Raw genomic sequence first — 10,606 nt, forward strand, 5'->3', positions numbered from 1 at the left:
CGTGCTGCGGCCGCCGCCATGCGGGGGCGCCTCCCACTATGGCGCGCTCTCGCGCTGGCGCTGCTTCTCATGGGCGCCGGCGTCGCCGTCGCGTCGTCCTTGAGCCGCGACGCTTCGGACCATTATGCCTTCGAGCTCGTCGAGCGTGAGGTGAAGCAGGGTTACGGCACGACCCTCCTGGTCCGGCTCATCGACGAGCGTACTGGTAAGGTGGTTCCGGACGCGGTCCTGTTCATCAGCCGGATCGACATGTCGCCTGACGGGATGGGCCAGATGACGGCTCCCCTGGAGCTCCAGGCCGATACGCTGCCCGGCTACTACCGTTTCGAGACCGACCTCTCGATGGAGGGCGCCTGGGCGCTCACCCTCGCCGCCAAAATCCCCGGCCTTCCGGACCCGGTCCAACGCAGGCTCGTCCTGCAGGCAGTGCACTGATGCATCAGCACACGCCCTTCCACGACTTCGAGGAGTTCGAGACCGCGCCCTCCGGCGGTGGTCGAGCCAAGTGGGTCGTGGGCCTCGTCGTGTTCGTGCTCGTGCTCGTGGCTGCGGCCGCCGTCGGCTACGGCCTCGGCCGCGGGACTTGGACGATCCCGAGTTCGGTCTCCGGCCATGTTCCGGCGGCGCTTGCCGGCTGGTTGCCGCACGGGGGGAGCGATGCCGCCGCGCCGGCGAACCTCAAGGACTACACCTTCGAGCTCGTCGAGCACCAAGCCAAGCAGGGCGAAGCGGTGCTGACCGTGCGCCTTCAGCAGAAGCCGGCGGGCAAGCCGGTCCCCGACGCGATCGTCTTCGCACGCCGCCTCGACATGGCGCCGGCCGGCATGCCGACCATGACGACAGAGCTGGAGCCGCAGCCGGCGACCGAGCCCGGCCTCTACCGGTTCAAGACCAACCTCACGATGGCGGGCGACTGGCAGCTCTCGCTGGCCGCCAAGGTGCAGGGCGAGACCGGCACCGTGCAGAACCAGGTCGCGCTCAAGGTGGTACCGTGATGGACCAGAGGACGCCTTTCCACATCTCCGAGACCCAGGAACGCGGTGGCAGCCCCGTGCGCCTTGCGGCCCGGATTGCCGGCTTCACGCTCGCGCCGGCCGCGCTCGTCGGCGCGGTGCTGGTCGGCCTGAAGGCGGGCGAGGCCAACTGGCCCTTGCCGGCCTGGGTGCCGGCTCCGGTCTCGGGCCTACTCGTCAGGGACGGGGCGGGTCCGGCGGCGGATGCCGCGATCCTGTACTACCGCGATCCCGACGGGAGGGCCGCCTACACGCTGGCGCCTTCAAAAACGCCCGACGGACGCGACTACCGGCCCGTGCGCGTCAGCGAAGACGTCGACTTCGATCCGAAGCCGGCGGAGGCGGTCGGTGGCCAGAGCGGTATGACACAGACCGGCATGACGCAGACCGGGGCCAAGAAGGTTCTCTACTACCGCAACCCGATGGGGCTGCCGGACACCTCGCCGGCGCCGAAGAAGGACTCGATGGGGATGGACTACATCCCCGTCTACGAGGGCGAGGCCGAGGACGGCAACACCGTCAAGATCTCACCCGGCAAGGTTCAGCGCACCGGCGTCCGCTCGGAGCCGGTCGAGCGCCGCGTCATCAGCCGGCCCGTTCGGGTGCCCGGCACCGTCACGCTGGACGAGCGGCGCGTCACCATCGTGGCCACCCGCTCGGACGCTTATGTGGACCACGTCGAGAACGTCACCACCGGAGATCAGGTGCGCAAGGGCCAGCCCCTCGTCGACGTCTACTCCCCCGAGATCAACGCGGCCGCCGCCCAGCTCATCGCCAACCCCGGTTTCGACGGCTCGCGTCGACGTCTGCAGAACCTGAACGTGCCGGCCGAGGTCATCGCCGAGATGGAACGCACCCGGAAGGTGCCGATGGCCATCACCTGGTCGTCCCCCCGCGACGGGGTGATCCTGCAACGCACAGCCATCGAGGGCATGAAGGCCGCGGCTGGAGAAACCCTGTTTCGGATCGGCGACATCTCGGTGATGTGGGTCTTGGCCGATGTGCCCGAATACGACCTCGGCAGCATCAAGGTCGGCCAGCCCGTCGCCGTGCACGTGCGCTCGCTGCCCGGACGCACGTTCACCGGCAAGGTCGCGCTGATTTACCCGCAGGTGAACACGCAGACTCGCACCACGCGCGTGCGGATCGAGCTGCCGAACCCGGATGGCGTGCTGCTGGCCGACATGTACGCCGACGTCGAGATCGGGACCGGCGCGACGAAGCCCGTCGTCGCGGTCCCGAACGACGCGATCATCGACACGGGCGCGCGCCAGGTCGTGCTCATCGACAAGGGCGAGGGCCGCTTCGAGCCGCGTGAGGTCAAGATTGGCGCTCGCGGCGAGGGCTACACTGAGATCCGCGATGGCGTGAAAGCCGGCGAGCAGGTCGTGACCGCGGCCAACTTCCTGATCGATGCCGAGAGCAACCTGAAATCCGCTCTCCAGAGCATGGCGACCCCAACGCCGCCGGCTCCGCAGGCGCAGGGCGAGGAGAAGTCGCAATGATCGCCCGCCTCATCGGCTGGTCGGCCCGCAACCTCGTCCTGGTCCTGATCGGCACCGTGTTCGCGGTAGCCGCCGGCCTCTACGCGGTCCGTACCCTGCCGCTCGACGCCATCCCCGATCTCTCGGACGTGCAGACCATCGTCTACACCGAGTACCCGGGTCAGGCACCGCAGGTGGTCGAGGACCAAGTCACCTACCCGCTGACTACTGCGATGCTGACGGTGCCGAAGTCGAAGGTGGTGCGCGGCTTCTCGTTCTTCGGCGTCTCGTTCGTCTACGTCATCTTCGAGGACGGGACCGACCCGTACTGGGCCCGCTCGCGCGTGCTCGAATACCTCAACGCGGCGGGAAGCAAGTTACCGTCCGGCGTGACCCCGACGCTCGGACCCGACGCGACCGGCGTCGGCTGGGTCTACCAGTACGCCATCGTGGCCAAGCAGCGGACACTCGCCGAATTGCGCTCGCTCCAGGACTGGGTCGTGCGCTTCGGGGCCTCGCGCGCCGAGGGCGTGTCCGAGATCGCGAGCGTCGGCGGCTTCGTCAAGCAGTACAACGTCGTCGTCGACCCGAACCGGCTGCGTGCGCAGGGCATCTCGCTCGGTAAGCTCCGGGAGGCGATCCGGTCGAGCAACGCCGACGTCGGCGGCCGCACCGTCGAGCTCTCGGAGTTCGAGTTTATGGTTCGTGGCCGCGGCTACCTGAAGAGCGTCGCCGACATCGAGAACATCGTCCTGAAGACCGACGCCGGCACTCCCTTGCGGATCCGCGACGTCGCCCGGGTCGAACTCGGGCCTGACGAGCGACGCGGCATCACCGAGATGAACGGCGAGGGCGAGGTCGCGGGTGGCATCGTCCTCCAGCGCTTCGGCGCCAATGCCCTGAACGTCATCGAGGGTGTGAAGGCGAAGCTCGCGGAGGTGGCAAAAAGCCTGCCCTCGGGCACTGAGATCGTGCCGGTCTACGACCGCTCGCAGCTCATCGACGCGGCCATCGATACCTTGAAGCACACCCTGGTCGAGGAGAGCGTCATCGTGGCGCTCGTCTGCGTGGTGTTCCTGCTGCACCTGCGCAGCGCGCTCGTGGCCATCCTGATGCTGCCGGTCGGGATCCTGATGGCGCTCGGCGCCATGCGGCTGCTCGGCATCGGCGCCAACATCATGTCGCTCGGCGGCATCGCCATCGCGGTCGGTGCGATGATCGACGCCGCCATCGTGATGATCGAGAATGCGCACAAGCACCTGGAGCGGGCGCCCCCGGGTAAGCCCAGAGTCGAGATCCTGGTGGAGGCCGCAGCGGAGGTCGGCCCGTCGCTGTTCTTCAGCTTGCTCGTGATCACGGTCTCGTTCCTGCCGATCTTCACGCTGGAGAACCAGGAGGGCCGGCTGTTCGGGCCCCTCGCCTTCACCAAGACCTTCTCCATGGCAGCCGCGGCACTGCTGTCAGTGACGCTGGTGCCCGCCTTGATGGCGCTGTTCGTGCGCGGGCGCATCGTCCCCGAGCATCGCAATCCGCTCAATCGTCTCCTGATCTGGGTCTATCGCCCGGTGATCAAGGGTGTGCTCCGGGCCAAGGTCCTGACCATCGTGTTGGCCGTGGTGGTCCTCGGCCTGACGATCTGGCCGGCACGCCAGCTCGGCTCGGAATTCATGCCGGACCTGAACGAGGGCACGCTGATGTACATGCCCACGACCCTGCCGGGCATCTCGGTGACCCAGGCCGGTGAGCTCCTCGCCACGCAGGACCGGATCATCAAGTCCTTCCCAGAGGTCGCGTCGGTCTACGGCAAGGCCGGACGCGCAAGTACCGCGACCGACCCGGCGCCGATGGAGATGTTCGAGACGATCATCCGGTTGAAGCCGCAGAATGAATGGCGTCCCGGCATGACGCTCGCGAGCCTCAAGGCCGAGATGGACAAGGCCCTACAGTTTCCCGGCGTGTCGAATGCCTGGACGCAGCCGATCCGCGCTCGCATCGACATGCTCTCGACCGGCATCCGCACGCCCGTCGGCATCAAGGTGTACGGCACCGACCTCACCGAGATGGAGAAGATTGCCCGCCAGGTGGAGGCGGTGGTGCGCAACGTGCCGGGCACATCGAGCGCCTACGCGGAGCGGGTCATCGGCGGCTACTTCCTCGACATCACGCCGAACCGCGAGGCGCTCGGGCGCTACGGTCTGATGGTCGGCGACGTGCAGGACGTCATCGCCACGGCGCTCGGTGGCCAGAGCGTGACCAACACCGTCGAGGGCCGCGAGCGCTACACCGTCAACGTGCGCTACCCGCGCGCCTTCCGCTCGGATCCGCAATCCATCGCGCGGGAGGTGCAAGTGCCGCTGCCAGGCGGTGGAACCGTGCCACTCGGCGAGGTGGCCAAAGTGCAGCTCACCCGCGGCCCGACCTCGATCCGCACCGAGAACGGCCAGCTCGCGGTCTACATCTTCGTCGACCTGACCGGCCGCGATCTCGGTGGCTACGTGGCCGAGGCGCGTGCGGCGGTCGACAAGGAGGTCCAGCTGCCGCAGGGCATGAGCATCCAGTGGAGCGGGCAGTTCGAGTACTTGGAGCGGGCCGAGGCGCGGCTGAAGATCGTGGTGCCGGTCACCCTGCTGATCATCTTCCTGCTGCTCTACCTGAACTTCCGCCGGCTCACCGAGACGTTCATCGTCATGCTCTCGCTGCCGTTCTCGCTGGTCGGCGGGGTCTGGCTGATGTGGTGGATGGGCTTCAACATGTCGGTGGCGGTGGCCGTCGGCTTCATCGCGCTTGCGGGCGTTGCGGCTGAGACCGGGGTGATCATGCTGATCTACCTCGACCACGCCTGGGACGAGGTGCGGGCGGAAGTCGCCGCCGCGGACCGGGTGCCGTCGCGCGCGGACCTGTACCGGGCCATCATGGTCGGGGCGGTCGAGCGCGTGCGGCCCAAGATGATGACCGTGGTCGCCATCATGGCCGGCCTGGTCCCGATCCTGTGGAGCACGGGTGCGGGCTCCGAGGTGATGCAGCGCATCGCGGTGCCGATGATCGGCGGCATGGTCTCCTCGACCGTGCTGACGCTCGTGGTGATCCCGGCCATCTACGGCCTGGTCAAGGCGCGGGGGCTTCCGCACCGAAGCCCACCGCGCACCGGCGCTCCGACGCCCGGCAAGGCTCTGGTTCGCGTGCAGCCGCGCCTGGTCAATCCCGCCGAGTGAGTGCCCGCCGAGTGAGTGCCCGCCAGGTGAGTGCCCGCCAGGTGAGTGCCCGCCAGGTGAGTGCCCGCCAGGTGAGTGCCCGCCAGGTGAGTGCGGGGCGGCGTCGCCGCCCCGGCCAGCGGGACAAGTCGTCATCGCACGCGACGAGAGGAAGCCGGAACCATGCCGGACAACGTCTTGGATTGCCTTGTCATCGGCGGCGGACCGGCTGGACTGACCGCCGCGATCTACCTGGCCCGCTTCCGCCGGCGCTTCCAGGTGGTCGATGCCGGGGCAAGCCGTGCGGCCCTGATACCGACCTCGCACAACCACGCGGGCTTTCCCGAAGGCATTCACGGCAGGACGCTTCTGAGCCGGATGACGGAGCAGGCGCGCAAGTACGGAGCCCACATCGTCCACAACCGCGTCACCGACCTGGAGCGCCGGGCGGACGGTGTCTTCATCGCGCGTATCGGCCCGGATCGGATCGCCGCGCACACGGTCCTGCTGGCGACCGGGGTCGTCGACCGCGAGCCGGACCTGCCCGACGTGCCGGACGCGATCCAACGCGGGTTGGTGCGCCATTGCGGGATCTGCGACGGCTACGAGGTCCTGGGTAAGCGGGTCGCGGTGATCGGGCACGGCAGTAGCGGGCTGCACGAGGCGCAGTTCCTGCGGACCTACACCGCCGACATCACGTTGCTGTCTCTCGGTTGTCCGCTGACCCTCTCGCAGGATGAGCGCCGCGCGGCGGCAGAGGCCGGCATCGCGGTCGTGGAGGAGGCGGTGGAGCGCGTGGTGGTGGAGGGCGACCAGGTCCGCGCGCTGGCGATGCGGGATGGGGAGTGCCGCTCGTTCGATGCGCTGTACTCGGCACTGGGCAGTGATGCGCGCTCGATGCTCGTGCACGACCTGGGCACCCGGCTCGACGACAAGGGCTGCGTGGTGACGGACGAGCACCAGCGGAGCTCGACCGAGGGCCTGTTCGCGGCCGGCGACGTGGTGCGCAGCCTCGACCAGATCAGCGTCGCGATGGGGCAGGCCGCCATCGCCGCGACGGCAATCCACAATCTGCTGCGCGGGGTGCCCTCGCCGAAGGAGGCTCCGGACGACACGCTGTCGTTCTCACCCCAGAACCTGTGCACCTGCTGTTCGTCGCCCGACGCGGGACGGCGCTGAGCCGCTACACCGGCGACGTCGCGATGCGAGTAGTCGGGCGCGAAGTCTCTCGGCGTCCGCGACCCCGCCGCGGTCCCTCGGTTAGCGCTCGCTCTCGACCCCGGAGCTTGTTCTCGCATGCTGAACGCTTTCCAGGTGGCGGGCCTTGCCACCCATGCGCTGGTCCTCCTGATCGGGCTCGGTGCCATTCTCGGCCTCGTGCCCTTGGCTCGCGGCCGTCGCGCCGGGTTCGGGCTGGTGCTCATGGCCACGGCCATGACCATCGTGGTCCTGGAACCGCACCTCCGGTTGGGGGCGGTTGGGGTCGGCGCCTACGTGGTTGGCTTCCTGGGCGGGCTGTGGATGCTACTCGGCCCTGGATCACCGGGTCCCGGCGGGCCGGCAGCACCCCGCGGATGAGCGGTCGAAGGCGTTCGGCGCGGCGGGCCCTGCCGCTCTCTCCGAAAGGCATTCTCACTGTAACCGTTTGCCGGCCACCCCGAACTTATACAAGACGCATCAAGCGCCAAGCACATCCAGGGAAGATTTTGTTATGAAACGCAGCTTTTCTGCGCTGCTCCTCGGAGTTCTCCTGACTTCGACTGGGGCGAGCTACGCCTCTGCGGGTTGGATGGACAACGTCCCGGCCCGCTTCCTTCCAGGCCATGCCCGTTCGGGCGCGACCCAGAACCTGTCCCGGACATCGGAACCGACCGACGGCGTCCTGGTGACCGGCTCGGTCGACAGGGCACCCGCCCGCTCCGGGTACTCCCCCCGGTCGGGTTGGCCCGGCAAGCCGTAAGGCGACGTCGGCGCCACGCCGAGACTTGTATGCTGTGGTAGCCAGAAGCGAATTGTAACCTTTCCCGCGCCGGGCCCGAAGTTCGAGGTGAAGGGGCCGCAACGCGCGTGCCCTTCGCCTGCAAGGAGCGTCCGGGCTCTCGCCACGGCGGTGCCCAAGGCGCCCCGGCCAGCCGGACTAGAAGGAAGGACCACCGATGTCTGATCTTGGCCAGTCGAGCCGAAAGGGCATGCTCACTGCGGCCGTCGTCGCGCTGCTGCTCGCGGGTGGCGTGCAGGCGCAGGCCGCGCCGATGGGCGACATGCCCGGTATGAGCGATAAGGCTGGCCCGGAGAGCGGAAAGCAGCAGACGGCCAGCGCCACCGGGACCGTCGCGGCCGTGAACGCGGGCCAGCACAAGGTGACCTTCGACCACCAGCCGATCCCGGCGATCAACTGGCCCGCCATGCACATGGAGTTCCCGGCGGCTGCCTCGGTCGATCTCTCGAAGGTCAAGCCGGGCGAGAAGGTCAAGTTCACGCTGAGCGGGAGCAAAGGTTCCTACACCGTTCAGTCGATCACCCCGGCCCAGTAGGGCAGACGGGCCGGAGGGCACGCCATGATGCATCGCCGTACGCTCCTCGGCGTTCTCCTTACGGTGACCGCGCCGTCCATAGCCGCGGCGCAAGGCGTCCAGACCGCCATTCTCTACAAGAACCCCCAGTGCCAGTGCTGCGACGCCTACGCGAAGGTGCTCCAGCGCAACGGGATTGCGGTCACCGTCAAAGAGACGCCCGCGCTTGCGGCACTCAAGCGCGAGCACGGCGTGCCCGAGCCGCTCCAGGGCTGCCATACGCTGCTCATCGACGGCTACGTCGTCGAGGGGCACGTACCAGTCACAGCGGTCAAGCGGCTGCTGGCCGAGCGGCCCGCCATCAAGGGCATATCGCTGCCGGGCATGCCGGCGGGCTCGCCGGGCATGGACGGGGAGAAGACGGGGCCGTTCACAATCTACGAAATCGGCGACGGCGCCCCGAAGGTCTTCGCGCGCGAGTAGCGCGAAGGCAGGACTATTCTGAAACCTACGTTTGACAGGAGAACCTCATGTCCAAAATCTCGCAGCTCGCACCCGCCGCTCTCGGCCTTGCTCTGTTTGCCGGCATCGCCGCTGCCTCAGCTGAACCTGCCACGAACCCCGCACCGTCGGACAAGGGGACAATGGGCGGCATGATGCAGGGTCAGGGTGATGGCATGATGCCGATGATGCAGGAGATGTCGAAGATGATGGGGAACTGCAACAAGATGATGCAGACCATGATGGACCGGCAGAACCAGGGCGGGTCCGGCCAGCAGAACCCGGACAAGCGCGGCTGAGTCGGGGACGCGCGCTGGCCCTCTGGCCACGAGGGCTGCGCGCGAGCCGGACTTCCCGCGCCCGTGGCCGGGCCGTCGGTGGGCAAGTTTAGGCCGCAGATGAGGTTTCCACCGGGCTTGTGAGGTCGGGCCGCGCTAACCGTATTGGGTTCTGCCAAGTGATCCCCACTCTCTTGCCCCGGCCGGTTTCATCCCCGCCGGTCGGGGACTTTTTCCACGAACAGGAGGCAAGCGCCTGGCTCTCGCGGGTCCGACGGATCCGGGAGGACCGGGTTTGCAAACGAGGAACTCACAATGCCTGAACAGGATTGGAGCAAGCCCCCGGACGTCACGACCGGGCCGACCACCGCTCCCGAGCCTCCGGCTGCCCAAACCCGCGCTCGCGGTGGAATGGGTTACGGCATGGGTCGCGGCCCCATGGCACTGATCGTGGCGGTGCTGATCGGTGTGGCGCTCGGGGCCGTTGTCTTCGGCGGAGAAGTAGGAGGTGTCGCCCAGGTCGGCGGCTGGACGTTCCTGCTGTTCCTGCTGCCGTGCCTACTGATGTTCGGGGCTATGATGATGATGGGCAACAGCTCCGGCGCGGACCGCAAGCGCTAGGCTGCACTGCGGGATGGACGTCCTTGAACGCCCGGGGTGGTGTTGGCCGGCTCTGCCGTGTCTGGGAGGATCGGACGGTGAGCGATCGGGAGCGAAGGAGTATCGGCCTGCGTCGGATCGCCGGCCTGAGCGTTTTGGGTTTGGGCATCCTCGCCGGCGGCCCTGTGCGGGCGCTCGAATGCCCGCTCCCGCACCCCACCGGGACCCCAACTGCGATCGACCAGACGGCTGGAGACATTCGGACTTACGCAGAGCTGCTGGCGGCGCAGGGCACCGGGGCGGTCCCGGAGATCGTCACGTAGCTGAGACAGGCTCATCCCGGTGCAAGCGCCGCCGAGATCGTGAATTTCCTCGTGACCGCCTACTGTCCCGTCGTGAATGGGAACCCATCCCTCGGGGAAGGACAGAAGAGGGCACGCCTCACAGCTTTCTCCTCGCGCCTCATGCAAGAGTTTGGTTGCGGGTGATCAGCGGTAGCCGCGGTCGGGCGGAACTGGGACCGAGGAGGTCATCGCTTATGTTGAAGGACCCCGGCGCGAGCACGCGACCCAACGCCGACGTCCATGAGCGGGTCAAGGATCCTGTTTGCGGGATGATGGTCGACCCGAGCACGACACCGCATCGGCGCGATCTCGGCGAGGCGACATTCAGCGCCAGAGGTTCAACTGCTCCAAGCGCTGATCCTCCTGTTCCTGCTGTTTGATGTAGGCACGGATCACGGCCTCGTCGCGGCCGACCGTCGAGACGAAGTAGCCCCTGGCCCAGAAGTGCTGGCCGACGAAGGTCCGCCTGCGCTCGCCATACACCCGTGCAAGATGGATGGCGCTCTTGCCTTTGATGTATCCGATCACTTGGGAGACGGCGTACTTGGGAGGGATGGCGATCATCATGTGCACGTGATCGGCGAGGAGATGCCCCTCCTCGATCCGGCTCTCCTTCTGCTGCGCCAGGGTGCGAAACACCTCGCCGAGATGTGGACGCAGCGTGCGCATCCGGCGAAGGCCG

12 protein-coding genes are annotated in these 10,606 nt (G+C 67.8%); 11 read left to right on the forward strand and 1 reads right to left on the reverse strand.

Features of this window, described 5'->3' with window-relative positions:
* Window positions 1-18: 18 nt before the first annotated feature.
* The 11 genes from MFF22_RS00995 (at window position 19) to MFF22_RS01045 (ending at window position 9,903) form a co-directional block, all read left to right on the forward strand.
* Entirely contained in the window at window positions 19-435 is a 417-nt protein-coding gene (locus tag MFF22_RS00995) for a FixH family protein (protein ID WP_238247241.1), read from the forward strand.
* Window positions 435-995, forward strand: coding sequence for a FixH family protein (locus MFF22_RS01000; RefSeq protein WP_238247243.1), 561 nt, complete (start codon window positions 435-437; stop codon window positions 993-995). Before MFF22_RS00995 ends, MFF22_RS01000 begins: the two co-directional genes overlap by 1 nt.
* Window positions 995-2,518, forward strand: coding sequence for an efflux RND transporter periplasmic adaptor subunit (locus tag MFF22_RS01005; protein WP_007564027.1), 1,524 nt, complete (start codon window positions 995-997; stop codon window positions 2,516-2,518). Before MFF22_RS01000 ends, MFF22_RS01005 begins: the two co-directional genes overlap by 1 nt.
* Complete coding sequence (locus tag MFF22_RS01010; protein WP_238247245.1) at window positions 2,515-5,709, forward strand: efflux RND transporter permease subunit; 3,195 nt, start codon at window positions 2,515-2,517, stop codon at window positions 5,707-5,709. Before MFF22_RS01005 ends, MFF22_RS01010 begins: the two co-directional genes overlap by 4 nt.
* A 162-nt stretch (window positions 5,710-5,871) precedes the next feature.
* Window positions 5,872-6,867, forward strand: a complete 996-nt coding sequence (locus tag MFF22_RS01015; RefSeq protein ID WP_238247247.1) for an NAD(P)/FAD-dependent oxidoreductase — start codon at window positions 5,872-5,874, stop codon at window positions 6,865-6,867.
* Between the two features lie 117 nt (window positions 6,868-6,984).
* A complete protein-coding gene (locus MFF22_RS01020; protein WP_238247249.1) occupies window positions 6,985-7,266 on the forward strand; it encodes a hypothetical protein in 282 nt (93 codons plus the stop codon).
* A 578-nt stretch (window positions 7,267-7,844) separates the two neighbouring features.
* Window positions 7,845-8,222, forward strand: a complete 378-nt coding sequence (locus tag MFF22_RS01025; RefSeq protein WP_238247251.1) for a copper-binding protein — start codon at window positions 7,845-7,847, stop codon at window positions 8,220-8,222.
* A gap of 24 nt (window positions 8,223-8,246) precedes the next feature.
* A complete protein-coding gene (locus MFF22_RS01030; RefSeq protein ID WP_007564021.1) occupies window positions 8,247-8,684 on the forward strand; it encodes a DUF411 domain-containing protein in 438 nt (145 codons plus the stop codon).
* Between the two features lie 47 nt (window positions 8,685-8,731).
* Window positions 8,732-9,001 carry a hypothetical protein gene (locus MFF22_RS01035; protein WP_007564020.1) on the forward strand — a complete coding sequence of 90 codons (270 nt, stop codon included), beginning with the start codon at window positions 8,732-8,734 and terminating at the stop codon, window positions 8,999-9,001.
* A gap of 294 nt (window positions 9,002-9,295) precedes the next feature.
* Window positions 9,296-9,601, forward strand: a complete 306-nt coding sequence (locus MFF22_RS01040) for a hypothetical protein (RefSeq protein ID WP_238247254.1) — start codon at window positions 9,296-9,298, stop codon at window positions 9,599-9,601.
* A 77-nt stretch (window positions 9,602-9,678) separates the two neighbouring features.
* Window positions 9,679-9,903, forward strand: a complete 225-nt coding sequence (locus MFF22_RS01045) for a hypothetical protein (RefSeq protein WP_007564018.1) — start codon at window positions 9,679-9,681, stop codon at window positions 9,901-9,903.
* Window positions 9,904-10,248: 345 nt separating this feature from the next.
* Here MFF22_RS01045 and tnpA read toward each other — a convergent pair.
* Window positions 10,249-10,606 (reverse strand): IS200/IS605 family transposase (gene tnpA / locus MFF22_RS01050; RefSeq protein WP_238247256.1); only part of this gene is annotated, 358 nt, incomplete at its 5' end.

Origin of the sequence: Methylobacterium persicinum, assembly GCF_022179525.1 — a bacterium.
Lineage (GTDB): Bacteria > Pseudomonadota > Alphaproteobacteria > Rhizobiales > Beijerinckiaceae > Methylobacterium > Methylobacterium persicinum.

Bases quoted from the DNA above. Each gene is read 5' to 3' on its own strand.
- MFF22_RS00995 (WP_238247241.1), top strand. From the start codon at position 19: ATGCGGGGGCGCCTCCCACTATGGCGCGCTCTCGCGCTGGCGCTGCTT.
- MFF22_RS01000 (WP_238247243.1), top strand. From the start codon at position 435: ATGCATCAGCACACGCCCTTCCACGACTTCGAGGAGTTCGAGACCGCG.
- MFF22_RS01005 (WP_007564027.1), top strand. From the start codon at position 995: ATGGACCAGAGGACGCCTTTCCACATCTCCGAGACCCAGGAACGCGGT.
- MFF22_RS01010 (WP_238247245.1), top strand. From the start codon at position 2,515: ATGATCGCCCGCCTCATCGGCTGGTCGGCCCGCAACCTCGTCCTGGTC.
- MFF22_RS01015 (WP_238247247.1), top strand. From the start codon at position 5,872: ATGCCGGACAACGTCTTGGATTGCCTTGTCATCGGCGGCGGACCGGCT.
- MFF22_RS01020 (WP_238247249.1), top strand. From the start codon at position 6,985: ATGCTGAACGCTTTCCAGGTGGCGGGCCTTGCCACCCATGCGCTGGTC.
- MFF22_RS01025 (WP_238247251.1), top strand. From the start codon at position 7,845: ATGTCTGATCTTGGCCAGTCGAGCCGAAAGGGCATGCTCACTGCGGCC.
- MFF22_RS01030 (WP_007564021.1), top strand. From the start codon at position 8,247: ATGATGCATCGCCGTACGCTCCTCGGCGTTCTCCTTACGGTGACCGCG.
- MFF22_RS01035 (WP_007564020.1), top strand. From the start codon at position 8,732: ATGTCCAAAATCTCGCAGCTCGCACCCGCCGCTCTCGGCCTTGCTCTG.
- MFF22_RS01040 (WP_238247254.1), top strand. From the start codon at position 9,296: ATGCCTGAACAGGATTGGAGCAAGCCCCCGGACGTCACGACCGGGCCG.